Below are 26721 nucleotides of genomic sequence, written 5' to 3' on the forward strand. Positions count from 1 at the left end.
GGTGCCCACGCTACGCGACTAAATGAACAGCGTCGTGGTGGACTCGGCCGCCTCACCGAGGAAGGTAGCGACGCCGCCCAGTTCGACGTCGTCGATGAGGTCGGACTCGGCGATGCCGAGCAGGTCCATCGTCATTGTGCAGCCGATCAGGCGCGCGCCGCCCGCCTGCGCCGAGGCGATCAGCTCGGGCAGCGAGGCGACGCCGTTCTTCTTCATGACCTGCTTGATCATCGCCGTGCCGGCGCCCATCATGTGCATCTGCGAGAGGGTGAGCTTGTCGGCTCCGCGCGGCATCATCGCGCCGAACATCTTGTCCATTGCGCTGCGTTCGCGCTTCGGCGGGTCGTCGCGGCGCAGCGCGTTGAGGCCCCAGAAGGTGAAGAACATCGACACCTCTTCGCCCATCGCCACCGCGCCGTTGGCGATGATGAACGCGGCGATGATCTTGTCGAGGTCGCCCGAGAACACGACGAACGAGAGCTTCGGGGTCGTCGGCGCGACCACGGCGCCCTGCCCGAAGGCCGAGGGCGCGGCACCACCCTTGCGGATGGTGGCGACGTAGCCGGGGCCTTCCGGGGTGATGCTGACGAGTTCGTGGCCGTTGCGGCGCACCCAGGCGGGTGCGTCGAGCGCGAAACCCGGGTCCGAGACGTGGACGACGACCTCGTCACCGGCGTTCAGCTCCTTGACCTTGTCGGCGAGCTTCATGATCGGGCCGGGGCAGGCGAGGCCCGAGCAGTCGAGGTCGACCGAGATGCCGCTGCCCTCGGCGACGATCTTCGCCTGCGCGACGGCCGCCTTCAGTTCGGCGGATTCGGCGTAGGCCATGAGCGCCGGCGTCGGCTCGGCCGTGTCGGGGGCCAGCTCATGCCACGAGCGGAAGGTCTCCGAGCCGCCGGAGAGCGTCTTGACGTCGGTGAAGCCGCGCTGCACGAGCGAGCGGTGGGCCAGATAACTGCGGAAGCCGACCGCGCAGTACAGGCGCAGCGGTGTCGCGCGATCCCAATCTTTCGAGGCCTCCCGAATCGTGGCGAGGGGCACGTTCTCGGCGCCCGGCAGGTGCCAGATGGAGAACTCCTCCTCGGTGCGCACGTCGATCACGCGCGCTCCCTCGACGGCGGCCGGGTACTCCTGCGCGTACCAGAGGTCGAAGTCGCCGAGGAGCACGTTGCTCGCGACGAATCCCGCCATGTTGACCGGGTCTTTCGCCGAGCCGAACGGGGGAGCGTAGGCCAGTTCGAGCTCTTGCAGATCCCAGACGGTGAGACCTGCCCGCAGGGCGGTGGCGAAGACATCCAGGCGCTTGTCGACGCCGTCGAACCCGGCGACCTGTGCACCGAGGATGCGGCCGTCGGCGGGCGAGAACAGCAACTTCATGTTCATCATCGCCGTGCCCGGGTAGTACCCGGCGTGGCCGGAGGGGTGCACATGCACGGCGCGGTAGTCGACGCCCTCGGCGATCAGTTGGCGTTCGGTCGCACCGGTGCCCCCGGCCACCATGTCGAACACTTTGACGATCGAGGTGCCCTGAGTGGACGTGTACTCGGTGTCGCGCCCGCAGATGTTCTCGGCCGCGACGCGCGCCTCGCGGTTGGCGGGCCCGGCGAGCGGCGCGAGAAAGCTGCCCGGCAGCACGGTGTGCGGCGTCTCGACGCTGTCGCCGGCGGCCCAGATGTGCGGGTCGGAGGTCCGCATGTGGGTGTCGACGGTGATGCCGCCGTGCGCGCCGAGTTCGAGTCCCGCATCCACCGCCAGTCGCGTGGACGGCCGGACGCCCGCCGAGAGGATGACGAGGTCGGCGGGCAGGAACACCGAACTGTTCAGCTCGACCGTGAGGGAGCCGTTCGGGTTCGGGGTGAAGGCGGCGGCCGCGGTCTTCAGGTGGAGTCCGATGCCGCGGCTGCGAGCGTGGCGCTCGAGCGGCACCGAGATCTCGTGATCGAGCGGCGGGAGGATCTGGTCGGCCATCTCGACGACCTCGACGCTCGCGCCGCGGTGAATCAGGTTCTCGGCCATCTCCAGGCCGATGTAGCCGGCGCCGATGACGACGCAGCGCACCGGTCCGCGCTCGCCCGCCTCGGCGGCGGCGAGAGCGGCGTCGAGCTGCGCCTTGATCTGATCCATGTCGCCGATGCGGCGCAGCACGTGGATGCCCGGCAGATCGATCCCGGGAAGCGGCGGGCGGAGCGGTTCGGCGCCGACGCACAGCGCGAGGGCGTCGTAGCTCTCGGTGTACTCGCGGCCGGTCTCGAGCTCGCGCACGGTGACGGTCTTGGCGGCGCGGTCGATCGAGGTCACGTCGCTGGCGATCCGCACATCGATGTCGAGCGACTCGCGCAGGCTCTCCGGCGTCTGCAGCAGCAGTCGGTCGCGATCGGTGATGACCTCGCCGATGTGGTACGGCAGACCGCAGTTGGCGAACGAGACGTGGTGGCCCCGTTCGAGCACGATGATCTCGGCGTTCTCGTCCAGGCGACGCGCGCGGGCGGCGACGGATGCTCCGGCGGCGACGCCGCCGACAACGACCAGCTTCACGATGTTCCTCCACACCTCGGGAGTCGGAACTCGCGCGTGTCGCGAGTCGACTCCTGCCAGTCAAGAGGGCGAGCAGGCGCGCGGACAGTGCCGAAGGTCCCTCAGGGGCAGCGCCGAGTCGTGCGGTCGGGCCTCAACACGGAGTGCCGAAGACTTCGGCCCAGTACACCCGGCCGTCGCTCCCGGTCGCCTTGGCGAGACCCATCTGGGTGTTGTCGCTCAGGATGTTGGCGAGGTGGCCGGGGGAGCCCACCCAGCCGTTGTGGACCGCGGCGCCGGAGGTGTAGCCCGCCGCGACGTTCTCGGCGACGGCGCACCAGCGGTAGCCCGCCGCGGTCACGCGCGCGCCGAGTCCGCCCCCGCCGTCGTGCGTCATCTGCTGGTTGCTCGCCTGATACACGGCCTGGGCCCCGGCGGCGGCCGACAGTTTCGCGTTGATCGTGAGCGGCGGCAGCCCCTCCTCGGCGCGCGTCGCGTTCACGAGTGACAACACGCTGTTCTGGTCGGAGTAGTCGGCGGTCGGGCCCGCGGGGCTCGGTGCCGCGGGGCTCGAGGGTTCGCTCGCCCCGCTCGCCTCGCTCGCCTCGGGAGCGGAGTCCGGTGATGACGACGCGCCACCGGAGTCGTCGGTCGCCTCGGCGTCGTCCTCCAGGGCGGCGAGGATCGCGTCGCGGGCGGGACCGTCGCTCGCCACCCGAGGGGCCGCGGCGAACGGCAACCCGCTCGCGCTGCCGGTGTCGGTCTGGGGTGGGGTGTCGGCCCCCGCGCCGGCGAGCAGGTAGATGCCTCCGACGACCAGCACGCTCGCGCCGACCGCGGTGGCGGCGGAGAGCAGGACGCGACGCAACATGGGGTCTGTCTAACACGGGTCTTCTGCGAGTTCCGTGACATCGCGGCCTCGCGCGGGGCGTGACCTAGCTGTAGTTCCCCGTGACGTTGTGAACGCGTTGGGCTGGGGTTAGGCCGCCGATTCCAGTGTGGGGTCGATGGTGATTGTAGTGATGCAGCCAGCGGGGATATTCGTCTGCGCGGGCTTCGTCGCTTGAGTAGCTGCTGGCGTAGGCCCATTCGGCGGCGAGGGTGCGGTTGAAGCGTTCGACCTTCCCGTTCGTCTGGGGGCGATAGGGCCTGGTCCAGAGGTGCTTGACACCTGCCAGAGCGTCGGCGAAGGCATAGGAGCGATAGCAGGATCCGTTGTCGGTCATCACGGCGGTGACGGTGATGCCGGCATCGGCGAAGAACTCGTTGGCGCGGACCCAGAAACCGGCGGCGGTCTCCTTCTTCTCATCGGGCAAGATCTCGGAATAGGCCAGCCGCGAGAAGTCATCGACGGCGTGGTGCAGGAACGAGTAGCCGCGGCCGCGGTGCGTTGACGGGGCGGCAGCTCTGCCCAGGACTCGGTGACCGCCGCCGTCGGGGATGCGCCCTTGTTTCTTGATGTCGACGTGGACAAGTTCTCCTGGTGCTGCGCGTTCGAACCGGATCGGGCGAGAGCGTCGAACCGGCAACCCGGTGCCCTGATCGAGGTGGTGCAGTAGCGGCATCGAATACCGTTCCAGCACCCGGCCGACTGTCGATCGCGGAACCCCGAGGTGATAGCCGATGCGATGTGGACCCCAACGGCGCACGAACCGCAACGCGACAATCCTGTGCTCAAGCCGCCGTGAGCTGCGCTGCGGCGACGTCTTCGGCCTCGACGACCGGTCCGTCATCGGCAACCCGGCCCGATATCTCGCCGCCCACTTCGACGCAGTCGCGGGCGAGCATTGAAACCGCTCCGCAGCTCTCCGGGCGGACCACCCCCGCTCAACAATCAGTTTGGCAAGACGAAGTCGCCCCTCCGGGGCGAAGGGCGCATTAGCGTGAGTCACGAAGACCTCCGGTTGGCGACGTGTGTGTGGTAACCCACATCGTCCCGGAGGTCTTCGCTAACTCAAACGATCACAACGTCCCGAGGAACTACACCTAGCTGATCAGGCGGCGCACACGGTCGGCCGAGCGTCCGGAGCGCCGGCGGCTCTCGAGGTCGATGATGCCGTCGCCGCGCGCATCCGCGACGGTGAGGATCGCGCGTGCCAGCACCTCGTCGCTCGTCGACTGGCGGGCGCGGTTGTCGGCGAGGATCTCGACGAGCACGGCGACCTCGGCTTCGGCGCGCACGGCGATCGGGAACCAGGGCAGGGCGCTGCGCCAGGCGCGGAAGGCGAGCAGCAGCAGGTCGTGGCGCTGTTCGACGTGGGCGCGCTCGTGGGCGATGACCGCCGACAGTTCGTCGGGGCTGAGCCTGTCGAGCAGTCCTTGCGAGAGCACGGTGAGCGAGCCGACCCCGCGGGGCAAGCAGTAGGCGACCGGTGCGGCGTCGTCGAGCACGCGCGTCTGGGCGCGCGTCGGGTGCGGGGAGGTCAGCAGATCGAGCAGCGCGTGGTGACGCCGGCGCTGCCGGGCGACGATCACGATGGTGGCCACGAGGTGCCCGAGCAGATAGCCGGCGAGCACGAGTGCCGCGCCGAACGCGATTCCGGCGCCGAGCCGTGAGGCGGGAAGGATGCCGTAGCCGAGTGCGGCGAAGGCGCCGATCATCGACAACCCGCCGGCGAGACCGATCGCCTGCCAGAGCAGGAGGGCCCGCACGGGGGCGCGGCTCGGCCACGCGGCGCGGGCGAGCGCGATCGGGACGGGCACCGCGAGCGCGAGGGCAAGCAGCGCGAGGGCGAGGGCGAGCGCTCCGAACATGGAGCTCAGCCGTTGCCTGCCAGGAGCCGGCGGAGGACCGCGGCGTCGTCATCGGACACCCCGCCGATGAAGCGTTCGAGCACCGCGCCACGGTCGGCGGCGTCGCCCAGTACTTCGTGCATCAGTTCGGCGACGTGGTCGGCGCGGGAGGCGGTCGCGGTGTAGCGGTGCGGGCGGGCCGAGCGGTCGCTCGCCACGAATCCCTTTTTCTCGAGCCGCGAGAGCACGGTGAGGATCGTCGTCGCGGCGAGCGGGCGGCCCGAGTGCCCCGCGTCGAGGCGCTCGAGGATGTCGTACGCGGTGACGGGAACCGGGGAGGCCCACACCGCATCCATCACGGATCGTTCGAGTTGACCGAGGCTCGCCATACAAACATTCTACGCCCCGTCGAACTACTTCTACGGCTCGTAGAAAAACAGGTATCCTAGATCCCGGAACCAGACGGGACCTTCGGCCCTACGGCAGCGCTTCGAGGAACGCGACTCTGGCTCAGGGTCGTGAGGCGCGACCCGTCGTACGAGAAGGAGCAGGCCCCACGTGGATCCCCTAGACATCGCCCGCTGGCAATTCGGAATCACGACGGTCTACCACTTCCTGATGGTGCCGCTGACGATCGGCCTCGGGGCGACCGTCGCGATCATGCACACCGCGTGGGTGCGCACCGACAACCCGCAGTACCTCCGCATGACGAAGTTCTGGGGCAAGCTCTACCTGATCAACTTCATCGTGGGCGTCGCCACCGGCATCGTGCAGGAGTTCCAGTTCGGCATGGCCTGGAGTGAATACTCCCGCTTCGTCGGCGACGTCTTCGGGGCGCCGCTCGCGATGGAAGGCCTGCTCGCCTTCTTCGTCGAATCGACCTTCCTCGGCCTCTGGATCTTCGGCTGGGGCCGCCTGCCCAAGAAACTCCACCTCGCGACGCTCTGGGTCGCCGTCATCGGATCGTGGCTCTCCGCGTACTTCATCATCGCGGCGAACTCGTGGATGCAGCACCCGGTCGGCGTCGAACTGATCGACGGGCGCCCCGTGCTCGTCGACATCTGGGCCGTCCTCGGCAACAACACCGCCGTCGCCGCCTACACGCACACGATCGCGGGCTCGGTCGCCGTCGCCGGCGGATTCCTGCTCGGCATTGCCTGGTACCAGCTCTGGCAGCGCCGCAAAGACGGGATCGACACCGTGGATGCCACCGGCCGCGTCGTCGTCGGCGAGGCGCCCGAGATCCCGGGTCGCGATCGCGCCGACCACAAGGTCTGGCTCAACTCGCTCCGCCTCGGGGCGCTCGTCGCCATCATCGGCTTCGGTGCCGTCGCCATCAGCGGCGACCTGCAGGCGAAGCTCATGTACGAGCAGCAGCCGATGAAGATGGCCGCCGCCGAAGGCGCGTGCCACACCGGCACCAGCTTCTCGATCCTCACCCTCGGCGACGTCGGCGCGACCGACTGCTCGAGCGTCACGACGCTCATCGAGGTTCCCGGGGTGCTGTCGTTCTTGGCCAAGGGCGACTTCGTCACCGACATGCCCGGTATCACCGACCTGCTGCCCTACTACCAGGAGCAGTACGGCGCCACGCTCGCCGACGATGGCCTCTACGGCGACCGCGCCGGCAGTGAGATCCAGTACGTTCCGCTGCTCTGGGTCACCTACTGGGGCTTCCGCATGATGATCGGCTTCGGTGCGATCTCCGCCTTCGCCGCCGCCGTCGCACTGTGGCTCACGCGCAAGGGAACCGTGCCGCGCTCGCCGTGGATCATGCGCCTCGCGGTGCTCGGCATCCTCGCGCCGTTCGCCGCCAACTCGGCGGGTTGGATCTTCACCGAGCTCGGCCGTCAGCCCTTCGTGGTGGCGCCGAACCCCGACCCGAGCGGCATCGACGGGGTCTTCATGTTCACGGCCGCGGCCGTCTCACCGGGCGTGACCGCGGGAGAGTTGCTGTTCTCCACCGTCTCGCTCACGCTCGTCTACGCCGTGCTGCTCGCCGTCGAGGTGTGGCTGCTCGTGAAGTACGTGCGCGGAGGGGTGGCGTCCGCAATGCCGGAACTGGCGCCCCACGACGATCCCGACGATCCGGATTCGGGCAACCGCTCCGACGTCCTCTCCTTCGCCTACTGACCCGGAATCGGAAGACACTGACATGGATGTTCTGCCCACCGTCTGGTTCATCGCCATTGCCGCTCTCTGGATCGGCTACCTGCTGCTCGAAGGGTTCGACCTCGGCGTCGGCATGCACATGCTCATCGGCGTGCGCGGCACCGCCGCCGAGAAGGACCGCCAGCGCCGGGTCATGCTCAACACGATCGGCCCGGTCTGGGACGGCAACGAGGTCTGGCTGCTGACCGCCGGGGCCGCGACCTTCGCCGCGTTCCCGCTTTGGTACGCCTCGCTGTTCTCGACGCTCTACCTGCCGCTCACGCTCGTGCTTCTCGGTCTGATCTTCCGCGCCGTCGCGATCGAGTTCCGCGGCAAGCACCACACGGCCCGCTGGGCGAGGACCTGGGATTGGGCGATCGGTCTCGGCTCCTTCGTGAGCGCCTTCGGAATCGGTGCGGGCCTCGCCCTCACCACGACGGGACTTCCGATCGACGCCAACGGCGACCGCGTCGGCGGACCGTTCGTCTTCCTCACCCCGATCGCCGTGCTCGGCGGTCTGGCCGTCATCGGGTTCGCGCTCGTGCACGCCGCCACCTTCCTCGCGCTGAAGAGCGACGGCCCGGTGCGCGTCCGCGCCGGTCGCTTCGTGAGTGGGTGGGGCATCCTGGCGCTCATTCCGATCGTCGGCTGGGTGCTCGTCGTGCAGTTCCAGAGCGGAGGCGTGGCGTCGTGGACGCTCGTCGCGGTCGCCGTCGTGGCGGTGCTGCTCGGATACGTGGCGGCGCGCGCCGGGCGCGAAGGGCGGGCGTTCCTCGGGATCGCGGTCTTCCTGGTCGCCGGGGCGGCTTCCATTTTCACCGCGGCCTATCCGGTGGTCTTGCCTTCGACGATCGACACCGCGTTCAGCCTGACCATCTCGAACGCCTCCAGCGGTGACTACACGCTCGGCGTGATGACCGTCGTGACCGCGGCGGCGCTCCCCGTCGTGCTCGTCTACCAGGCCTGGAGCTACTGGGTGTTCCGCAAGCGCATCTCGGGCGAGCACATCCCCGCGGTGCACGAAATCCTTCCGGCGGTGCGCCAGCCGTGAGCCGGATGCGCGCGCGACTCGCACAGCTGACCGCGCGGCTCGACGAGGCAGGTCTGGGCGTTGGGGGTCCCGGCCCGCTCGTCGGGTTGACGGTGCTCGCCGTGCTGCGCGCGGTCGCGCTCGTCGTGATCGCCGAGTCGATCGCGATCGGGGTGACCGCTCTCGCCGACGGCACGGAGGCCTGGCGCTCGGCCGCGAGCTTCGGGGCCGCCGCCGTGCTCGCGCGGGCAGCGCTCGGCTGGGCCGCGCAGACCGTCGCGGCGCGGCTCGCGATCCGGTCCACTCAGCGGCTGCGCCGCGACGTGGTCGAGCGCGCGCTCGAGGCGCCGGGGGAGGCGAGCGGCGGCACCGTCGTGCTCGCCACCAGCGGTCTCGACGAGTTGGATGCGTACTACCGGCAGGTGGTGCCCGCGGCCGTGTCGGCAGCGGTCGTGCCGCTTGTGATCGGGCTGCGCATCCTCGGAACTGACTGGCTGAGCGCCCTCATCGTCGCGCTCACGCTGCCGCTCGTGCCGCTGTTCATGGCGCTCATCGGCATGCACACCCGCGACCAGGTCGATCGCGCGACCGGCGCGCTCGAGCGGCTCGGCGACCACCTCGTCGAACTCGCCCGCGGCCTGCCGGTGCTCGTCGGGCTGGGCCGGGTCGCCGAGCAGACGCGCGCCCTCGCCCGCATTCAAGACGACTACCGTGAGCGCACGCTCGCGACCCTGCGCGTCGCGTTCCTCTCAGCGCTCGCGCTCGAACTGATCGGCACCATCTCGGTCGCGCTCGTCGCGGTCGCGATCGGCTTGCGGTTGGTCGAAGGGCAGCTCGGCCTCGAGGTCGGGCTTGCCGTGCTGATTCTCGCGCCCGAGGTCTACGCGGCCGTCCGCGAGGTCGGGGTCGCCTTCCACGCCGCGCAGGGCGGCCTCGGTGCCCTCCGCCGTGCGCGCGAGGTGGTGCGTCAGCCCGCGGTCGCCGGGTGGCGGCGCGTCGACGACCGTCTCCCGGCCGCCCACGTTGACGCCCTCCGCGTGCGCTACGCGGGGCGCGAGGATGCGGCCGTCTCGGACCTCACCGCCGACTTCGCGCCGGGAACCATCACGGCGCTCACTGGCCCGAGCGGCGCCGGCAAGTCGACCGTGCTCGCGGCCCTCGTCGGCGCGCTGAGCGCCGACGCCGAGGTGCAGGGCACCGTGCGCGTGCCGCGCGGGCCCATCGCGTACGCGGCGCAGTCCCCGCGGCTCGTCGCCGCGTCGCCGCGCGACGAACTCGCCCTCACCAGCGCCTCGGCGCAGGAGATCGAGCGGATGCTCGCGGTGCTGGATCTGAGCGCGGTGGAGGGGAGGCATCCGGCTCTCCTCAGCCCGGGGGAGCGGCGCCGTGTCGCCGTCGCGCGCGCGCTGCTGCTCGCGCCCGCGGCCGCCCTCGTCGTGCTCGACGAGCCGACCGCGCACCTGGATGCGGCGCACGCCGAACTGGTGCGCCTGGAGATCCGGCGGCTGCGCACGGCGGCCCCGATCGTGCTCGTCTCGCACGAGCCCGAAACGGTCGCCCTCGCCGACATCCGAATCCCGATCGCGCCGTCCGCCGTGGCCGACCCGCCCGCAGTGGTTCGCTTCTCCGGAGAATTTGCGGATGCCGGTCCCGCTGCCCCCGTGGTTTCGGCGCACCGCGCCGAAACCTCCGGAGAAACGACACACTCGGAGCCGAGTTCGGCAAGCGCAGCGCAGACCGAACCCGCCCGGATGCCGATCCTCGCCCGCGCCGCCCTCGCGATCCTGCTGGGCCTGGCCGCGACCGGCTTCGGGATGGCACTGTCGGCGGTCTCGGGATGGCTCATCGTGCGTGCGAGTGAGCAGCCCGACCTCATGTACCTCTTGGTCGCGATCGTCGGGGTGCGGTTCTTCGGCATCGGGCGCGCGGTCGCGCGTTACACCGAGCGGCTCGTCACCCACGACGCCGTGTTCCGTGCCAGCGACGCGCTGCGCTTGCGGGTGTGGCACGCGATCGCGGCCCGCGGGGCGGCCTCGGCGCGACTTCGGGAGGGCGGCACCGCCGTCGACTACCTCGTCACCCTCGTGCACGAGGTGCGCGACCTCGCTCCGCGCGTGATCTCCCCGCTCCTCATCGGCGTGCTCAGCGTCGTCGGGGTCGTCATCACCACCGCGTTCGTGCTGCCCGAGTTGACGTTCGTGGTCGCCGCGACGCTCGTCGCCGGGGTCGGGATCGCCGTGCTCGTGACCGCGCTCGCCGACCGCCGCGGAGCCGGTCCGCGGCTCGAGGCGCGCACGGCGCACACCGCCGCGCTCGCCGCGTTGCTGCGCGGCGCCGACGAGGTGCGCGCCGCCGGGATCGCTCCCGCGGCTCTCGCCGAACTCGACCGGCTCGCCGAGCGTTCCTCGCAACTCGCGCGCCGGGCCGCCCGCGCGGAGGGGGCGGGTGCCGCGGTCGCGGTCGTCGCCCTCGTCGGTCTTGCCGTCATGGTCCCGACGATCGCGGCGCCGCTCGTCGCCGCGGGCGCCACGAGCGCGCCCACGGTCGCCGTGATCGCCCTGCTTGCGCTCGCGACCCTCGACCCTGCGCTCGCCCTCGTCGAGGCGACCCGGCTGTCGCCGCGGCTGAGTGCGTCCTGGCGTCGCCTGTCGGCGCTGCGAGTTCCCATGGAGGCGCCGGCACCTGCCGCCACGCCGGCCACCGCACGCACGTCGGTACCCGCCGCCGCGCCCGCGGCCGATGCACCGCACCCCGCGGTCGCGCCGCGCGGCCTCACGCTCACCTCGTTGGCGGCCCGCTGGCCCGGCACCGATTCCCTCGTGTTCGACGGCATCACCGCCCAGGTCGGGCGCGGCGAGTGGCTCCAGGTGAGCGGCCCGTCGGGGGCTGGTAAGTCCACGCTGCTGACGGTGCTTCTCGGCGGGCTGAGTCCGGCATCCGGTGCGGTCAGCCTCGACGGCGCGCCACTGGTCGCGCCCGGTGACGCCGACGCGGAGGGGCGCCGCCAGGTCGCCTGGTGCCCGCAGGACGCGCTGCTGTTCTCCTCCACCGTTCGGGCGAACCTGCGGATCGCCCGCCCACGCGGCCACGAGCCGAACGACGCGGACATTCGCGAGACGCTCGAGCGCGTCGGTCTCGGTCGCCTGCTCGCGAGCATGCCCGCCGGTCTCGACACGCGGGTCGGTTCGGGCGGTGCGGCTCTCTCGGGCGGCGAACGCCAGCGGCTCGCGGTCGCGCGGGCGCTCTTGACCGATGCCGAGGTGGTGCTGCTCGACGAGCCGACCGCCCACCTGGATGCCGAAGGCGCCGCCGCGCTCATGGCAGACCTGCGGCGCGCGACCTCCGATCGCATCGTGGTGCTCGTCTCGCACCGGGCCGCAGATGCCGCTGCGGGCGACGCACGCATCCTCCTCGGCGACGCGTCGAGCGGCGTCCCGGTCGAGCCGACGTCTCCTCGATTCGAACCCCTCGCGACGGTACGGTAGAGTAACTCGTCGGCCCCGCTTCGGTGAGGCCATTGGGGTATGGTGTAATTGGCAACACGGCTGATTCTGGTTCAGTTGTTCTTGGTTCGAGTCCAGGTACCCCAGCAGTTTCTGCACAAGTCTCGCCCCGTTCGCGGGGCTTTTCTTTTGCGCGGCCGCGCCCGGGATCACGCGGTCGGGCCTGCCTCCATTCGCCCCTAGGGTGAAAGCACTCTTTTGTTTTCTTCAACCCCGCAGGATGCCTTCATGACGACCGATTCCGCCACCCCCTCTCCCGTGCGCCGCTATCTGGCGCTCGCCCTGGTCGGGGTGATCGGCGGCGTGCTGTCGGGCGCGTTCGGCGTCGGTGGTGGCATCGTGATGGTGCCGTTGCTCATCTGGCTGGTGAGGTTCGACCAGCGGCACGCGGCCGCGACCTCGCTCGTCGCGATCCTGCCGACGGCGATCGCGGGCGCCTCGACCTACCTGGTGCAGGGCGAGGTGAACGTCATCGCCGGTCTGCTGATCGCCGCGGGCGGCATCGTCGGCTCGATCATCGGCACGCGCCTGCTCAAGCGGCTGCCGCTCGGCTGGTTGCGCTGGCTGTTCATCGCTCTGCTGGTGGTCGTCGCGGTGCAGACGATTCTCGAGCCGCCGTCGCGCGGCGTCGACCTGGAGCTCACCACGTGGACGATCGTCGGCCTCGTCGGGCTCGGCCTCGCCATGGGAATCGCCGCGGGCCTCTTCGGCATCGGCGGTGGCGTCGTCGCCGTGCCCGTCTTGATCGCCCTGTTCGGGATGGGTGACCTGGTCGCGAAGGGGACCTCGCTACTGGCCATGATCCCGACCGCGACCACGGGGTCGATTGCGAACATCCGCAACCGACTCGTGCGACTCTCGGACGGGCTGATCGTCGGCGTCTTCGCGACCGGCGCGAGCTTCGGCGGCGTCGCCCTCGCGTTCTGGATGGAGCCGCGGATCGCCGCGATCCTGTTCGCACTGCTCGTGCTGTTCACCTCGGTGCAGCTGTCGATCCGCGCGATCAAGGCGCACCGCGCCGCCCGCAAGGACAAGCCCGACACCGACGGTCCCGCTGCCAGCTAGCCGGACGCGGGATCGCAGGCGTTACAGTTCGGCGGATTCCCCGGCCTCGAGCACGAAGAACTCGCCGCCGCGCTCGGTCGTCGCCCGCTCCAGGCGCGGGCGGTGGACGCCGAATCCCGCGACCGACAGCGTCATTTCGTGGATCGGGAACACCCGCTTCGCGCCGACCGCGAGCACGTAGTCCATCGCCTCGCCGATCTTCAGCCACGGGGCCCCGATCGGTGCCGCGAGAGTGCCGACCGGCACCTCGGGCACGGTGTAGGAGTCGCCGGGGTGGAACAGTTCGTCGTTGACGAGCACGCCCAGGTTGTCGACGACCGGGATCGACGAGTGGATGACGTTGTGCCGCCCGCCGAAGAACTGCAGCGTGAACGCGCCGACCTCGACGCGCTGACCGGCCGTCATCACCTCGATCTCGAACTCGCTTGCCGCGCCCGCGACGCCCTGCGGGCCGAAGATGCGGGCATCCGGTGCGTCGTCGAGGATCCGGCGCAGTTGCTCGGGCGTCCAGTGGTCGGCGTGTTCGTGCGTGATGACGATCGCGACGGTGCCGTGGAAGTCGGGTGGCGTCAGGAAGGAGCCCGGGTCGATCACCAGCAGGTCGTCGGCGCGTTCAATCACGAGGGTGGAGTGTTCGTACTTCGTCAGCTTCACACGGCGAGCGTACTCGCGCCGCTATCGTGGCGATGTGTTTGTTGACCTTCCCGAAGCCCAGCTGCGTGAATATCAGAGCTCGCAGGTAGACCCCGCCGATTTCGACGAGTTCTGGTCTCGCACGATCGCCGAGGCCCGCGCCGCGGGTGGCGAAGTCACACTGACCCCGGTCGACACGGGACTGGTGACCGTTGACGTGTTCGATGTGACCTTCCCCGGGTTCGCCGGGGAACCGGTCAAGGGCTGGTTGCGCCTGCCCGCGCAGCGCAGCGGTCCGCTTCCCACGGTCGTCGAGTACGTCGGATACGGCGGGGGGCGCGGGCGCCCCACCGAGAACCTGTTGTACGCCTCGGCGGGCTTCGCCCACTTCCACATGGACACGCGCGGCCAGGGCTCGACCTGGTCGCCCGGCGCGACCGCCGACTCGGCCGCGAGCGGTCCGCAGATCCCCGGCTTCATGTCGCGCGGCGTCGACTCTCGAGAGACCTACTACTACCGGCGTGTCTTCACGGATGCGGTGCGCGCGGTGGACGCCGCGCGCTCGCTCGACGTGGTGGACTCGTCGCGCGTCGCGGTGGTGGGTGGCAGCCAGGGCGGCGGCATCAGCTTGGCCGTGGCCGGCCTCGTCGAGGGTCTCGTGGCGGCCGTGCCGAGCGTCCCGTTCCTCTGCGACTTCCCGCGCGCCCTGACGATCCACGATTCGGAGCCGTATCACGAGCTCGTGCGCTACCTGCGCACGCACCGCGAGAAGGTCGGGCAGGTCTTCGAGACCCTCTCGTACTTCGACGGGGTGAACTTCGCCACGCGCGCGAGCGTGCCGGCCTGGTTCTCGGTGGCGCTCATGGACGAGACTTGCAAGCCTTCGACGGTATTCGGTGCATTCAACGCCTACGCGGGCCCCAAACAGATCGACGTCTGGCCGTTCAACGGTCACGAGGGCGGCGGGCCGGACGCCCTCGCCCGCACGGTGACGTTGCTGCACGGCGTCTTCGGCACCGCCTGAGTGTTCGCTGGCAGCTGCCAGCGACTAGTACCCCCTAGGGGTATCATCGGTCGGGTGATCGAGGACATCAAGAAGCGCGCCCTGCACCGGACCAAGATCCTGCAGGGGCAGTTGCGCGGCGTCCAAAAGATGATCGAGAACGAGGATTACTGCGTCGACATCATCACGCAGTCCCTCGCGATCCAGAGTTCGCTGCGCAGTCTCAACAAGCTCCTCGTCGAAAACCACCTGCGCACGCACGTCGGCGAGATGTTCGACGCCGGGGCCGAATCGCGCGACGCGGCCGTTGCCGAACTGCTGACGGTCTTCGAACTGCAGAACAACCGAGGGAACTGAGATGGCACGCGACACCGCCACGCACGACCACGAGCATCACGACCACGAGCATCACGAGCACGACCATCACGGCGCGCGTGACGACCGAAGCCCGGGACGGGCTTCGGCGCTGGCGTCGCATCATGGGCCAGAAATGGCCCATGATCATCGCTCCAGCGCGCACGACCACGGCGCTCACGACCACAGCGCCCACGACCCGGCGCGGTTCAAGAAGCTGTTCTGGATCTCGCTGGTTCTGACCATCCCGACGCTCGTCTTCTCGACCGGTCTCCAAGACATCCTGGGCCTGTCGGGGCCGCGGTTCCCCGGCAGCCAGTTCATTCCCGCCGCCTTTGGCCTGGCGATCTTCGTCATCGGCGGGCGCATCTTCCTGCAGGGTGCCTGGCACGAGCTGCGCGCCAAGTCGCCCGGCATGATGACGCTCATCTCGCTCGCACTCGTCGTCGCCTTCGGCTACTCGGCCGCGGTCACGCTCGGCTTCGAGGGTATGGACTTCTGGTGGGAGCTGTCGACCCTGGTCGTCATCATGCTGCTCGGCCACTGGATCGAGATGAGCGCCGTGATGGGCGCCCAGAACGCGCTCGGCGAGCTCGCCAAGCTCGTGCCCGACACCGCCGAGCGGGTGCGCGACGCCGATCACGCCGCACCGGATGCCGAAACCGAGAGCGTGCCGACCGCCGAGCTGCGGGTCGGCGACCTGCTGATCGTGCGGCCGGGTGAACGCGTCCCCGCCGACGGTGAAATCGTCGACGGCGAGGCCGAGCTCGACGAATCCCTGCTCACCGGCGAGTCCGCCGCCGTGGCGAAGCAGACCGGCGATCAGGTGGTCGGCGGCAGCGTCGTCGCGGGCGGCGCCCTCGTCGTCAGGGTGACCAAGCTCGGCGACGACACCGCGCTCGCCGGCATCATGCGCCTGGTCTCGGACGCGCAGTCCAGCAAATCCGGGCAGCAGCTGCTCGCCGACCGTGCCGCGGCGCTGCTGTTCTACGTCGCGGTGGGCGCCGCCGTCATCACCCTCGTCGCCTGGTACCTGCTGATGCCGGACGACCCGGCGTTCGTCATCAACCGCGTCGTCACGGTGCTCGTGATCGCGTGCCCGCACGCGCTCGGGCTCGCGATCCCGCTCGTCGCCCAGCTGTCGACCGCGATGGGTGCCAAGCGGGGCATCCTGATCCGCGAACGTGCCGCGCTCGAGACCGCGCGCGAGATCGATGTCGTGCTCTTCGACAAGACGGGCACGCTGACGCGCGGCGAGCTCGCGCTCTCGCGCTGGGTGCCGTCGCCCGGGCAGGAGGAGGAAGAGATCCTCCGGCTGGCGGCGGCCGTCGAATCGCGCTCCGAGCATCCGATCGCCCGGGCGATCGTCGCCGCGGCGAAGAAGCGCAAGCTGAAGCTCGGCCGGCCCAAGGGCTTCAAGGCGCTCGCGGGCCGCGGCGCGAGCGCCATCGTCGACGGACGCGAGCTGCGCGTCGTGAGCGGCCGCCAGGTCACCGGCGCCGGTCTTCGGCTCGAGAACGGGCTTGTGAACGAGTCGCGCGAGCTTGCCGCGAAGGGCCACACGCTCGTCTACCTCGTCGAGGGCGAGGAGGTGCTGGGCATCTTCGCGCTCGCGGACGCGGTGCGCGACGAGTCGGCCGAGGCCGTGAAGCTGCTTACTCAGCGCGGCATCCGCGTCGCCATGATGACCGGGGATTCGCACGCCGTCGCCGACTGGGTGGCCGCGCAGCTCGGAATCACGGAGGTGTACGCCGAGGTCCTGCCGGACCAGAAGGCGGCGACCGTGGCGCGCATCCAGAACGGCGGGATGCACCGCGTCGCGATGGTCGGCGACGGCGTCAACGACGCTCCCGCGCTCGCGACCGCGGATCTCGGCATCGCGATCGGCGCGGGCACCGATGTGGCGATCGAGTCGGCCGGCATCGTGCTCGCCTCGAGCGACCCGCGCGGAGTGGTCGACGCGATCACGCTGAGTCGGGCGACCTATCGCAAGATGCTGCAGAACCTCGGCTGGGCGACCGGCTACAACGTGGTCGGGCTGCCGCTCGCGGCGGGCGTGCTCGCCGGGGTCGGGTTCCTCATGCCGCCCGCGGTGGGCGCGATCGTGATGAGCGTCTCGACGATCGTGGTGGCGCTCAACGCGCAGCTGCTCCGCTTCGTGCGCTTCGCCCGCTGACGCGCGCTCCACGCCCGCGCTCCCGCGCATCCGCCCGCCCAGTGTGTCGTTTCTCCGGAGAATCTGGTCACACGGGGGTGCTCGCCCCCGCCAAGTCGGGCGCGGCGCGCCAAACCTCCGGAAAAGCGACACACTCGGGGACTGCCATACTCGGGGGATGTCGACGATGCGGGCCCAGCACCTCGTCGTCGCCATCAATCCCTCGGCCTCATTCGGGTCGACGCGGGATGTCGGCCCGGCCGTCGTGCAGACCCTGCGGGCGCTCGGCCACACCGTCACGGCCCTCACCGAGCCGGATGCGGAATCACTGATCGCCTCCGCCCGCGCCGCGGTCGCGACCGGCCCCGACGCGCTCATCGTCGTCGGCGGCGACGGGATGGTGAACCTCGGCGCGAACCTGGTGGCGGGCACCGAGGTGCCGCTCGGCGTCATCCCCTCAGGCACCGGCAACGATATGTCGCGTGGCCTCGGGATTCCCCTCGACAACGCGGAGCAGGCGCTCGAGGCGCTCGCCGCCGCGCTGCAACGGCCCGCGCGCGTGATCGACGCCGTCCGCGTGCGCTGGGCGGACTCCGAGGCGCAGGCCGCGGGGGAGCGCTGGTTCGCCGGCTCGATGAGCGCCGGCTTCGACGCCATCGTCAACGAACGCGCCAACTCGATGCGTCACCCCAAGGGCCCCAGCCGATACATCCTGGCCCTGCTGGTCGAACTCACCCGGCTCACCCCGATCCGCTACCGGGTGACCCTCGACGATGAGGTGCTCGACCTCGAGGCGCTCATGGTCTCGATCGGCAACAACGTCTCCCTCGGCGGGGGAATGAAGATCACCCCCGAGGCGCAACTCGACGACGGGCTGCTCGACATCATGATCGTGACGCCGCTGTCGCGGTTCGCATTTTTGCGCATCTTCCCGCGCGTGTTTGCGGGCACGCATGTCACCGATTCGCGCGTCATCATGCGGCGGGCGACGCGCATCCGCATCGAGGCTGACGGCATCGTGACCTACGGGGATGGTGAGCGTTTCGCACCTCTGCCGGTCGACATCGAGGTGGTGCCGGGGGCGCTCAGAGTGCTTGCCTGAACCGATTTGGGAAAGCCGCGGATGCTGTGGCATACTCGTACGGTTGTCGTCCGGCCCCATCGTATAGCGGCCTAGTACGCCGCCCTCTCACGGCGGTAACGCGGGTTCGAATCCCGCTGGGGTCACCACCTCAAAACCCCTGGTCAAGCCAGGGGTTTTGTGTTTCGCGGGATTGCCTGAGCTGGGTCGAAGTCGGCTCGTGGCAACATTTTGGCAACATCGACCTGAGGTGCGGCCAGCGGAGAAGCCGGTGGCGGTCCGGTTCGTAGGTCTTCGCGGCAAGCGAGGGCGTGGCGGCGCGGCGGGGCTCGGAGCGTTCGACGCTGAACGCGTTAGAGGCCGAAGCTTGCGCTGGAGGGTGCGGGGGGCGGAGGGAGCAGGTGCTCGTGGGCCGGGTGTGCTCGGTCGGCGAGTAGCCCGGCGATCGAGGTCTGCATGGCGACGCGGTCCAGCGATGCGCCGACAGCGTCGAGGTCCTCGTCGAAGAGGTCTGCGTATACGTCGAGGGTCACCGCGGCGGAGGCGTGCCCGAGGATTCGCTGCACCGCTTTGATGTTGGCGCCCGCTGAGACGGCGAGGCTGGCGGCCGTGTGGCGCAGTTCGTGCGGCGTGAGCCCTTTGAGTCCGATGGCCGCTGCAGCGGGGTCGAACCAGCCGACGCGGAAGACGTGGTTGCGCAGCCAGGTTCTGGTCCGGATGCCGTAGAAGGCCGGCTCGTCGGGTTGGCGTCCGGTGATCTGGCTGGCGAGCGGATCGCAGAGGAAATGGGGGATCGGGATGGAGCGCTGCTCATAGTCTTTGGGCGCCTCGATGCGTTGGTAGCCACGGTCGGCGACGACTGTTTGTCGGATCGTCAGCCGGCGTCGATCGAGGTCTATGTCGCGTGTTCGGAGGCCGGAGAGTTCCCCCATCGCAGACCGCAATAGGCGAGTACGAGGACGGCGAGGTGATAGCCGTGCTGGAACCCGTCGGAGGTTTCGCCGACCGCCCGCGCCAGCGAAGCGACCTGCTCGTGGGTTAGGTAGCGTCGGGCGGTCTCGACGACCTTCGGCAGTTTCAGCCGCTGTGCGGGATTCGATGGAAGCCGGCTGTCTTCCACCGCGAATCGCAGCGCGCCGGAGAGTACGTTGACGATTTTCCGCACCGTGGCCGGCGATCCAGGGAGGCCAGACGCCCACTCCTGCACGCGCAGTCGGGTGAGGTTACCGATGCGGATCCGTCCGAGTTTGGGTGCGATGTGCTTGTCGATGATGTGTGCAACTCGGCTTCGTGATTCGGCCTGGGTTTAGTGCCGTCCTCTGATCCAGGATGGAACCTGATGCCGAAGAAGTTTGAACCAGAAATGAAGTCGCGTGCGCTGCGGATGTTCGCCGAGGCGCTGCCCGACCATACGAGCAAGACCGAGGCCGCGAAGCACGTAGGCGGGTTGCTGGGGATCAGCCCCGAGACGCTACGAACCTGGGCTCGCCGCGAGGAGATCGACGCGGGCACCGCCCCGGGAATCACCTCGGAGGCCGAGATCGAGATTCGACGGCTGAAACGCGAGAACGCGGAGCTGCGCAAAGCCAACGAGATCCTCAAGGCCGCGAGCGTGTTTTTCGCCAAGGAGCTCGACCACCCCACGACGAGATGATCGCCTTCATCGACCAGATGAGAGATCGCTTCGGGGTCGAGCTCCTCTGCCGAGTGCTCCGGCCGGCAGTGAGTGGGTTCCTCTCCGCCCGCGGCTATCGCGCCGCGAAAGCACGCATGCCCTCGGCGCGTCAGTTGCGAGAGGAGCTTCTCGTGCCAGAAATTGCCCGGCTGCATGCGGAGAACTACGGCGTCTATGGGCGCCGGAAGATGCATGCGCTGATGCGCCGGCAGGGTTGGCAAGTGGGCCGGGATCAGACCGCACGGCTCATGAAACTGGCCGGAGTTCAGGGCGTGCGACGGTCCAAGAGGACATTCACCACGAAGTCGGATCCCACGACGGTGAAGCCCGGCGACCTGGTGAACCGGCAGTTCACCGCGCTGGCCCCGCGCAGGCTCTGGGTGGCCGACGTGACGTATGTCGCGACGTGGAGCGGGTTCGCCTATGTCGCGTTCGTCACCGACGTGTTCTCGCGCCGCATCGTGGGCTGGCGGGTCGCCTCGACTCTGAAGGCTGACGTGCTGCCGTTGCAAGCACTCGATATGGCCGCCTGGGATGCCGGAGGTGATTCGGCCGGGCTCGTGCATCACGCCGATCACGGCTCAAACTATCTGGCCGTGGTCTATACGGATCGAATCGTCGAGCTCGGCGCGAAGCCCTCCACGGGCAGTGTCGGAGATAGCTACGACAATGCTCTGGCCGAGGCGGTGAACGGACTGTTCAAGACCGAGCTGATTCGACACCGCGGGCCCTGGCGCACGGTCGAGCAAGTCGAGCTAGCGACGTTGGAATGGGTGTGGTGGTGGAACAACTCTCGCCTCCACGGCGAGCTCGACTACCGCACCCCGGTCGAGATCGAGCAGGCCTACTACGCTGACCAAGAATCACCCCTGCTGGCGCCCGCCGGACAGGAAACCGGATAGGCACGAAACCCAGGCCGAATCAATCAGTGGCCAGCGCGGGCGTCTGGGATGGGCGATAGTCGGCGTCATATGGGTAACACGGTTCCGCCGATGAGGTTCTGAAGGGAGTAGAGAATCGCAGTCCAGACGCCGGTGACCATCAGCACGCCGATCGCCACCATAGTCAGACCGCCGGCAATGTTGATCGCCCGGATGTGACGGCGAAGGAACGCGACTGCCGTGGTCGCCCAGCCGAGGCCGGCGGCCACGACCAGGAAGGGGAGGCCGAGTCCGATGGAGTAGACGGCGGTGAGGAGCGCGCCGCGCGAGGCGGAGCCGGTGCCGATGCTCAATGCGGAGATCGCGGCCAAGGTCGGACCCAGACAAGGGGTCCAGCCGAGTCCTAACACGACCCCGAGCAGCGGAGCGCCGGCGAGCCCGGTACGTGGGGTGATCGGCAGCTTGGCGGTGCGTTGGAAGAGGCGAAATGCGCCGATGAACACCAACCCCATGAGGATGACGACCCCGCCGAGAATCCGCGTGAGTGGATCCTGCCAGCGGATCAGCCAGCCGCCTATCGACCCGAACGCGGCGCCGTAGGCGACGAAAACCAGGGCGAATCCGAGGATGAACAGGCTGACGCCGATGACCGGTCGCCAGCGTGAGCCGCCCCCCGACGATCCCGTGACGTAGCCGAGGTACCCGGGGACCAGGGGAAGCACGCACGGTGAGGCGAAAGACACCAACCCTGCGAGCAACGCGAGCGGGACCGCGAGCCAGAGCTGACCGCTTCCGATCACCTCAGCCATGGGTTGCCTGCATGCGTATCGAGATCATCCGTCGACTCCGCCGGTACACGATGCGCCGGGTTCCGGAGCGTTCTCGGCCTGCCAGTACTCCTCGATGAACTCCTGGATTCGAGAGTCATCAGCGCTCTCGAGCTCTAGCTGGACGTTCCATCCGCTGAGCACGATCGGCACGGTGAGTTCATCGTACGGCGAGAGGATCACATGGGTGGTCGGCAACTTGGAACGAAGCACGCCCAGTTGACCCGCGTCCAGCGAGGGGTCGTAGGTCGCCCAGATCGCGCCATGCTCAAGTGAGTGGACCGCGTTCTCCTCCGGGACGGGCTGGTTATAGACGCCGCAGTTCAACCAAGTCGGACTGTGGTCCCCACCCGCAGGCGGCGTCTCGCTGTAGGTGACCGGTGTCTCGACGTGAATGGCGGCGTTCTCGAAGGTCGACACCCCCTCGATCACGGCTCCCGACCCTCCGGCCTCGTAACTCGGCGGTTTCGGAATCAGGATCGCGGGCAGGACGATGGCCGCTACGACAGCGAGCACCCCGACCGGTATCGAGATCGCGGCGATCCGCCGGTTGCGGCGGCTCCGCTGCTGCTGTCGACGGAACTTCGCGAGCTTCTCCTCGCGCTTGGCCGCCCGGCGCTGCTTGACCGTGAGGTTGATGCTGCTCGAAGTCGGGACCTGATTCATCGGATCGGCTTGGATGGCCGCTTCCGGCCGGCCATGATCGCTCCGGCCACCAGAAGCAGAACACCCGTGGGGTATCCGGCCGCGAGATCGAGCCAACCTGGGGGTTGCCCGGGCCCGAATGCCTCGAGATGGGCCAGCCAATGAGTCGCGGCGACGATGGCCCCGACGATCATGAGGACTTGTCCGATGCGCACGAGTCGGCGATGAATCCTCCAACTGCGTTCGAACTCGTTCGGTGTGCTTTCAGCTACTTCCTTGGTGACCACTGGGGTTTCCCTTTCTTCGGTTGGTGATTGGGGGCGTCACAGGCCGGAGTAGGAGTGCAGGCCGGTGAAGAAGACGTTGACGATTCCGAAGTTGAAGAGCACTGCCGCGAAGCCGGCGATGGACAGCCATGCGGCGCGGTTGCCCTCCCATCCGCGGGTGGCTTTCGCGTGGACGTAGGCGGCGTATACGACCCAGATGACGAAGGTCCATACCTCCTTGACGTCCCAGCCCCAGTAGCGCCCCCAGGCTCGTCCCGCCCAGATCGCGCCGGCCATCAGGGTGAATGTCCAGAGCGTGAACCCGACGATCGTCAGCCGGTAAGCGAGGCGGTCGAGATATTCCGCCGCGGGGATCGCTTCCAACAGCCTCGCGGAGCGGAAGGTGAGGGCGCTTCGCTTCTCATGGCGGGCTTTGACGAGCTGGATGATGCTCAGTACGGCCGCGATTCCGAAAAATGCTGTCGCCAGGAGGGCGACCAGCACGTGGATGACGAGCCAGGCGGATTCCAATGCCGGCGGCAAGGGGATCACGGGCACGTAGAACGCCACCGTCGCGACCCCGAGGAGGAGGATCACGAGTCCGACGACCACCGGGCCGAGAACGACGACGCGGGTGCGGCGGGACACCACGAGGAACACCGCAATGATGAAGGCTGTTCCGGTGAGGGAGAACTCGAACATATTGGCCCAGGGCACCCGTTCGCCCGCGACGCCTCGGGCAACGACCGCCGCAAGATGCAGAACCCAGCCGAGCAAGGTGAGGGCGTAGCCGACTTTCGTCGCGCGACCGGCGCGTGCCATTTCCGGTTGGGCTTCTTCACCATGTTGAATGACGGTCGCCCCTCCGACGCTCACCAGTTGTTTGCTCACGTTGGTGGCGCGTCCGGCGAGCGCGAAGACGTAACTGAGGAACGCAGCGACGTAGACGGCGATCGCCGAATAGGTCAGGACGAGCGAGATCGGGTCGAGCTGGGAGGTCATGCGGGTTCCTTTGGTGTCGTCGGGGTCAGGCGGTCGGAGACGCGTCGGGCGAGGCTCTCGACAGCCGGGAGTAGCCGCGGATCGTCGCCCCGAGCGAGGCCGCCGTACTCCAAGTGAATGTCGCCACGGAGCTGCGTCGCTCGGATCCAGATCCGTCGCCGGGAGACGAAGAGCGACAGGCCCAAGCCGACGAGGGCGGCGATCGAAGTAGCCAGAGCCGGAATCTGTGTGGGGTCGTGGGCGATATCGAACGAGGCGAATCGAGGGATCTCCTCGAGCTCGACGGTGCCGAGCCCGCCCGGCAAGTCGGCCCGTGAGCCTGGTGTGAGTTCGAGAGCCGACACGCCCGACTCGCCGCCCGCGACTTCCGTCATGGCGGAGGTGTCGAGCTGGTAGACCGATTTGGGGTTCCCAGCGTCCAACCCCAGGTCGCCGACGTAGACGTTGAGGGTGAGCACAGGAAAGACGAGGTCGGGGTAGCTCGAGTACGAAGCGCCCGAAGAGGTGGTGGCTCGGGTCGGGTAGAAGAACCCGATCATGCCGACTTGCCGGGTGAGTCCGTCGGGAACCTTCACGACTCCGAGACTCGTGAGGTTGGAATCCTGCGGCAGGAACGGCACCGTGTCGCTGAAGACAACGGTCCCACTCGGGTCGCGGACAGTGATGAGCGGCGCGTACCCGTTGCCCAGCAGGTAGACCTCCGATCCCGCCACCGACAGCGGGCTGTTCACCTCGATCGTCGCGCTCTTGCGCGAGTCGCTGCCCTGACCATCGATCGTGACATCCGCGATGAAGGAACTGGCAAGACCAAGGGCGTTGACGTTGTCGGTGACGTAGCTGACCGTGAAACGGTCGAGCGTCAGAGAGAAGGGGGCAAGAGAATCGTCCGAGACGAACCGCCCCGCGTCGAAGCTGTCGAACGCCAACCGGGAATTGACGAAGGTCTGCCCCTCCACGAGGACGCGCTGACCGATGTACTTGAAGCCTCCGCCGATCGCGACCGTGACGAGCATCCCCATCAACGCGAGGTGAAAAACGAGATTGCCTGTCTCGCGGAGGTACCCGCGTTCCGCCGCCAGGCTGAGTCGACCCTGCCCCTCGTCGACTCGGACCACGCGGTAACGCGAGGAGCGGAGTTCGCGTTCTGCCTCCTCGATCGCCCGCGCCACGGTCGCGTCGTCGACGACGTCCACCCGATGCGCCGGAAGCCGGCCGAGGTTCTTCGGGGTCAGCGGTGGCGCCGACCGGATCGCAGTCAGATGATGACGGATTCGCGGCACGAGGCATCCGATGAGCGAGAGAAAGAGAAGCAGGTAGATGGCGGAGAACCACACCGAGGAGTAGACGTCGAAGAGTTGGAACCAGTCGAGCACCTCGGCGGTGGCCCGGTCTCGGGCGAAGTACTGGACGACGCCATTGGGGTCGGCGCTGCGCTGAGGGACCAGTGATCCAGGAACGGCTGCCAGGGCGAGCAGCAATAGCAGTAGCAGCGCCGTGCGCATTGAGGTCAGTTGCCGCCACGCCCAGCGCGCCCATCCTGATGGCCCGAGCCGCGGGGTGCGGATGGCTTCTTCAAACTGGTCGACGTGGTCGACGGGTCGGTCCTGCCGGACAATCCCACTCGCCCGCGCGTCGTCGGTCCGAGTCATAAGCCCTCCGCAGCGAGCTCACCGTTGGGCTCGGGTACGCGGCGCCTTTCGACTCGCCGAGCGTTGACGATGATGAGTATGCCGACCACCGCCGCCGCAAGCGCCGTGAGCAGGTTGATCTTCACTCCCGCCACCAGGAGTTCGGTCGGGTCCAGGCGCAACCATTCGAACCACGCGCGACCGATGCCGTACCACACGAGGTAGAGACCCAGGCTGAGGCCCGTGCCGGGACGGGGCCTGCGATCGCGGAAGACGGCGCGTTCGACCAACAAGATCGTCGCGGCGCCCACCAGATTCCAGAGAAGCTCGTAGAGAAACAGCGGGTGGAACAGGGTGTCTTCTGGGAAGCCTGCGGGAAAGGCCGGGCGACTGGGGTCGATCTGCAGACCCCAGGGGAGGGTCGTGGGCGACCCGAAGAGTTCCTGGTTGAAGTAGTTGCCGATGCGGCCGACCGCCTGCGCGATCAACATCCCGGGAGCCAGCGCGTCGAGGAAGACCAGGAACGGGATCTTGGTCCGGCGCGCACCGATCCAGATGCCGACGAGGCCGAAGACGACCGCGCCGAAAATCGCAATGCCCCCCTCCCAGACGTAGAGGACCTTGAGCAGATCGGCGCCGGGATAGAAGTAGTCACCGGGATGGGTGACGACGTGATAGAGGCGTGCGCCGACGATTCCGAACGGGACCGCCCACAACGCGATGTCGATTGCGTCGCCACCCTTGAACCCGCTGGCACTGATGCGCCGTCCGGTCAAGAGCACCGCGAGGACGACGCCGATAAGGATGAAGATTGCGTAGAAGTGCAACCGAAACGGGCCGAGATCGATGTAGCTGATGTCCGGGCTCGGGATCGAGGCGGTCAATTGCGGAAAGGTCATCCTTCTTCTCCAATCACGTCTTCGATCAGCGTCTCAAGCACCGATCGATCGGGTATCTGCCCGATGATGCGTGAGGCCACGCGCCCGTCGCGATCGAGGACGATCGTCGTCGGCACCGCGTTCGGGGCGATCTCACCCGCGAACGCGAGCTGAACCTCTCCGCCCCGGGTGTCCAGGATCGAGGGGTAGGTGATTCCGAAGGTTTCGGCGAAGGCGAGTGCCGTGGCTGCCTCGTCACGCACATCGACACCGATGAACACGACGCCGTCCGGAAGGAACTGCTGATACAGGGACTCCAGATCAGGGGCTTCTGCGCGGCAGGGTGGGCAGGCGGCGTACCAGAAGTTGACGACGACGACCGACCCGAGCCAGTCGTCCGAGTCCGCCGTGCCGCCAGTGTCGAGCTCGCCCGAGAACGAGATCCGGGCTCCCCGCTCGGTACGGGGGATCTCGGTGATGGTTCCGGTACCAGTGATGTAGTCGCCGCCGGCATCGCTGAGGTCGGTGGATTCGGACGCGCAACCGGTCAGCACCGCCGCGAGGGCAGCACCTGCTAAGAGGAGGACCCCCGCCCGTGTCCGTCGAGCAGGGGTAGCCGCTGAGAGTGGGCGCATCGTCACGATCCGACCCCCTCTGTCAACCAGGGGTAGGGATGTACAGCGGTCGCGCTGGGTCG

General features: G+C 68.6%; 24 protein-coding genes, 2 tRNA genes, 1 pseudogene and 1 other annotated feature. Of the genes and pseudogenes, 11 read left to right on the forward strand and 16 right to left on the reverse strand.

The window, feature by feature from the left end; translation table 11 throughout:
• Window positions 1-18: 18 nt before the first annotated feature.
• From QZ258_RS02235 to QZ258_RS02255, 5 genes are all read right to left on the reverse strand, one after another.
• Complete coding sequence (locus QZ258_RS02235; RefSeq protein ID WP_294178634.1) at window positions 19-2535, reverse strand: FAD-dependent oxidoreductase; 2517 nt, start codon at window positions 2533-2535, stop codon at window positions 19-21.
• A 133-nt stretch (window positions 2536-2668) separates the two neighbouring features.
• Entirely contained in the window at window positions 2669-3385 is a 717-nt protein-coding gene (locus QZ258_RS02240) for a CAP domain-containing protein (RefSeq protein ID WP_294178636.1), read from the reverse strand.
• Window positions 3386-3449: 64 nt separating this feature from the next.
• Entirely contained in the window at window positions 3450-4406 is a 957-nt protein-coding gene (locus QZ258_RS02245; RefSeq protein ID WP_294178637.1) for an IS481 family transposase, read from the reverse strand.
• A gap of 94 nt (window positions 4407-4500) precedes the next feature.
• Window positions 4501-5268 (reverse strand): M56 family metallopeptidase, encoded by a 768-nt coding sequence (locus tag QZ258_RS02250; protein ID WP_294178639.1) that lies wholly within the window; start codon window positions 5266-5268, stop codon window positions 4501-4503.
• 5 nt (window positions 5269-5273) lie between these two features.
• Window positions 5274-5636 carry a BlaI/MecI/CopY family transcriptional regulator gene (locus QZ258_RS02255; RefSeq protein ID WP_294178642.1) on the reverse strand — a complete coding sequence of 121 codons (363 nt, stop codon included), beginning with the start codon at window positions 5634-5636 and terminating at the stop codon, window positions 5274-5276.
• Window positions 5637-5805: 169 nt separating this feature from the next.
• Between QZ258_RS02255 and QZ258_RS02260 the strand changes: the two genes are divergently transcribed.
• The 5 genes from QZ258_RS02260 (at window position 5806) to QZ258_RS02280 (ending at window position 12996) form a co-directional block, all read left to right on the forward strand.
• Entirely contained in the window at window positions 5806-7380 is a 1575-nt protein-coding gene (locus QZ258_RS02260) for a cytochrome ubiquinol oxidase subunit I (protein ID WP_294178644.1), read from the forward strand.
• Between the two features lie 22 nt (window positions 7381-7402).
• Window positions 7403-8449 carry a cytochrome d ubiquinol oxidase subunit II gene (gene cydB / locus QZ258_RS02265; protein WP_294178646.1) on the forward strand — a complete coding sequence of 349 codons (1047 nt, stop codon included), beginning with the start codon at window positions 7403-7405 and terminating at the stop codon, window positions 8447-8449.
• 5 nt (window positions 8450-8454) lie between these two features.
• Window positions 8455-11913: a thiol reductant ABC exporter subunit CydC gene (gene cydC / locus QZ258_RS02270; protein WP_294178712.1), complete on the forward strand. Its 3459-nt coding sequence runs from the start codon at window positions 8455-8457 to the stop codon at window positions 11911-11913.
• 33 nt (window positions 11914-11946) lie between these two features.
• Window positions 11947-12018 (forward strand) — tRNA-Gln (locus tag QZ258_RS02275).
• Window positions 12019-12159: 141 nt separating this feature from the next.
• A complete protein-coding gene (locus QZ258_RS02280) occupies window positions 12160-12996 on the forward strand; it encodes a sulfite exporter TauE/SafE family protein (protein ID WP_294178648.1) in 837 nt (278 codons plus the stop codon).
• Window positions 12997-13017: 21 nt separating this feature from the next.
• On the opposite strand, the gene QZ258_RS02285 is transcribed toward QZ258_RS02280, so the two are convergent.
• Complete coding sequence (locus tag QZ258_RS02285; protein ID WP_294178650.1) at window positions 13018-13650, reverse strand: MBL fold metallo-hydrolase; 633 nt, start codon at window positions 13648-13650, stop codon at window positions 13018-13020.
• A 34-nt stretch (window positions 13651-13684) separates the two neighbouring features.
• On the opposite strand from QZ258_RS02285, the gene QZ258_RS02290 reads away from it, so the two are divergent.
• From QZ258_RS02290 to QZ258_RS02310, 5 genes are all read left to right on the forward strand, one after another.
• On the forward strand, window positions 13685-14653 hold the full coding sequence (locus QZ258_RS02290; RefSeq protein WP_294178652.1) for an acetylxylan esterase: 969 nt from the start codon (window positions 13685-13687) through the stop codon (window positions 14651-14653).
• Window positions 14654-14707: 54 nt separating this feature from the next.
• Window positions 14708-14989, forward strand: a complete 282-nt coding sequence (locus QZ258_RS02295) for a metal-sensitive transcriptional regulator (protein ID WP_294178654.1) — start codon at window positions 14708-14710, stop codon at window positions 14987-14989.
• 133 nt (window positions 14990-15122) lie between these two features.
• Complete coding sequence (locus QZ258_RS02300) at window positions 15123-17162, forward strand: heavy metal translocating P-type ATPase (RefSeq protein WP_294178656.1); 2040 nt, start codon at window positions 15123-15125, stop codon at window positions 17160-17162.
• Window positions 17163-17319: 157 nt separating this feature from the next.
• Window positions 17320-18243 carry a diacylglycerol kinase family protein gene (locus tag QZ258_RS02305; RefSeq protein WP_294178658.1) on the forward strand — a complete coding sequence of 308 codons (924 nt, stop codon included), beginning with the start codon at window positions 17320-17322 and terminating at the stop codon, window positions 18241-18243.
• A 52-nt stretch (window positions 18244-18295) separates the two neighbouring features.
• A tRNA-Glu gene (locus tag QZ258_RS02310) sits at window positions 18296-18371 on the forward strand.
• 204 nt (window positions 18372-18575) lie between these two features.
• Here QZ258_RS02310 and QZ258_RS02315 read toward each other — a convergent pair.
• From QZ258_RS02315 to QZ258_RS12375, 3 genes and pseudogenes are all read right to left on the reverse strand, one after another.
• Window positions 18576-19154, reverse strand: a complete 579-nt coding sequence (locus QZ258_RS02315; RefSeq protein ID WP_294178660.1) for a site-specific integrase — start codon at window positions 19152-19154, stop codon at window positions 18576-18578.
• Entirely contained in the window at window positions 19118-19387 is a 270-nt protein-coding gene (locus QZ258_RS02320; protein WP_294178661.1) for a hypothetical protein, read from the reverse strand. The genes QZ258_RS02315 and QZ258_RS02320 overlap by 37 nt, the downstream gene beginning before the upstream one ends.
• A gap of 33 nt (window positions 19388-19420) precedes the next feature.
• Window positions 19421-19495: pseudogene (locus QZ258_RS12375) on the reverse strand (hypothetical protein); the annotation flags it as partial.
• Window positions 19496-19561: 66 nt separating this feature from the next.
• Between QZ258_RS12375 and QZ258_RS02325 the strand changes: the two are divergent.
• A protein-coding gene (locus QZ258_RS02325; protein WP_294178715.1) for an IS3 family transposase occupies window positions 19562-20799 on the forward strand; the annotation gives its coding sequence in 2 pieces (ribosomal slippage) (window positions 19562-19847 and window positions 19847-20799; 1239 coding nt in all).
• Window positions 19834-19937, forward strand: a sequence feature (AL1L pseudoknot). Its footprint overlaps the gene before it by 104 nt.
• A gap of 65 nt (window positions 20800-20864) precedes the next feature.
• Here the strand turns inward: QZ258_RS02325 and QZ258_RS02330 are convergent.
• From QZ258_RS02330 to QZ258_RS02360, 7 genes are read right to left on the reverse strand one after another with little or no spacing between them, the layout of a single operon-like run.
• Window positions 20865-21587, reverse strand: coding sequence for a cytochrome c biogenesis CcdA family protein (locus QZ258_RS02330; protein WP_294178663.1), 723 nt, complete (start codon window positions 21585-21587; stop codon window positions 20865-20867).
• A 24-nt stretch (window positions 21588-21611) separates the two neighbouring features.
• Window positions 21612-22271: a DUF3105 domain-containing protein gene (locus tag QZ258_RS02335; RefSeq protein WP_294178665.1), complete on the reverse strand. Its 660-nt coding sequence runs from the start codon at window positions 22269-22271 to the stop codon at window positions 21612-21614.
• Window positions 22268-22537 carry a hypothetical protein gene (locus QZ258_RS02340; RefSeq protein ID WP_294178667.1) on the reverse strand — a complete coding sequence of 90 codons (270 nt, stop codon included), beginning with the start codon at window positions 22535-22537 and terminating at the stop codon, window positions 22268-22270. Before QZ258_RS02340 ends, QZ258_RS02335 begins: the two co-directional genes overlap by 4 nt.
• Before the next feature lie 36 nt (window positions 22538-22573).
• Entirely contained in the window at window positions 22574-23518 is a 945-nt protein-coding gene (ccsB, locus tag QZ258_RS02345; protein WP_294178669.1) for a c-type cytochrome biogenesis protein CcsB, read from the reverse strand.
• The gene (locus QZ258_RS02350; RefSeq protein WP_294178671.1) at window positions 23515-25167 is read right to left on the reverse strand and encodes a cytochrome c biogenesis protein ResB; all 1653 of its coding nucleotides are present in this window, start codon (window positions 25165-25167) and stop codon (window positions 23515-23517) included. Before QZ258_RS02350 ends, ccsB begins: the two co-directional genes overlap by 4 nt.
• Window positions 25164-26045: a prolipoprotein diacylglyceryl transferase gene (gene lgt / locus QZ258_RS02355; RefSeq protein ID WP_294178672.1), complete on the reverse strand. Its 882-nt coding sequence runs from the start codon at window positions 26043-26045 to the stop codon at window positions 25164-25166. The genes QZ258_RS02350 and lgt overlap by 4 nt, the downstream gene beginning before the upstream one ends.
• Window positions 26042-26578 carry a TlpA disulfide reductase family protein gene (locus tag QZ258_RS02360; protein WP_294178674.1) on the reverse strand — a complete coding sequence of 179 codons (537 nt, stop codon included), beginning with the start codon at window positions 26576-26578 and terminating at the stop codon, window positions 26042-26044. The genes lgt and QZ258_RS02360 overlap by 4 nt, the downstream gene beginning before the upstream one ends.
• Between the last annotated feature and the right edge of the window lie 143 nt (window positions 26579-26721).

The sequence above is a fragment of the uncultured Schumannella sp. genome (genome assembly GCF_905479755.1).
GTDB lineage: Bacteria > Actinomycetota > Actinomycetes > Actinomycetales > Microbacteriaceae > DCRR01.

Coding starts and splice junctions, on each gene's coding strand:
- cydC (WP_294178712.1), top strand. CDS start 8,455: ATGCGCGCGCGACTCGCACAGCTGACCGCGCGGCTCGACGAGGCAGGT.
- QZ258_RS02315 (WP_294178660.1), bottom strand. CDS start 19,154: ATGGGGGAACTCTCCGGCCTCCGAACACGCGACATAGACCTCGATCGA.
- QZ258_RS02350 (WP_294178671.1), bottom strand. CDS start 25,167: ATGACTCGGACCGACGACGCGCGGGCGAGTGGGATTGTCCGGCAGGAC.
- QZ258_RS02240 (WP_294178636.1), bottom strand. CDS start 3,385: ATGTTGCGTCGCGTCCTGCTCTCCGCCGCCACCGCGGTCGGCGCGAGC.
- QZ258_RS02330 (WP_294178663.1), bottom strand. CDS start 21,587: ATGGCTGAGGTGATCGGAAGCGGTCAGCTCTGGCTCGCGGTCCCGCTC.
- lgt (WP_294178672.1), bottom strand. CDS start 26,045: ATGACCTTTCCGCAATTGACCGCCTCGATCCCGAGCCCGGACATCAGC.
- QZ258_RS02300 (WP_294178656.1), top strand. CDS start 15,123: ATGGCCCATGATCATCGCTCCAGCGCGCACGACCACGGCGCTCACGAC.
- QZ258_RS02255 (WP_294178642.1), bottom strand. CDS start 5,636: ATGGCGAGCCTCGGTCAACTCGAACGATCCGTGATGGATGCGGTGTGG.
- QZ258_RS02280 (WP_294178648.1), top strand. CDS start 12,160: ATGACGACCGATTCCGCCACCCCCTCTCCCGTGCGCCGCTATCTGGCG.
- ccsB (WP_294178669.1), bottom strand. CDS start 23,518: ATGACCTCCCAGCTCGACCCGATCTCGCTCGTCCTGACCTATTCGGCG.
- QZ258_RS02305 (WP_294178658.1), top strand. CDS start 17,320: ATGTCGACGATGCGGGCCCAGCACCTCGTCGTCGCCATCAATCCCTCG.
- QZ258_RS02250 (WP_294178639.1), bottom strand. CDS start 5,268: ATGTTCGGAGCGCTCGCCCTCGCCCTCGCGCTGCTTGCCCTCGCGCTC.
- QZ258_RS02335 (WP_294178665.1), bottom strand. CDS start 22,271: ATGAATCAGGTCCCGACTTCGAGCAGCATCAACCTCACGGTCAAGCAG.
- cydB (WP_294178646.1), top strand. CDS start 7,403: ATGGATGTTCTGCCCACCGTCTGGTTCATCGCCATTGCCGCTCTCTGG.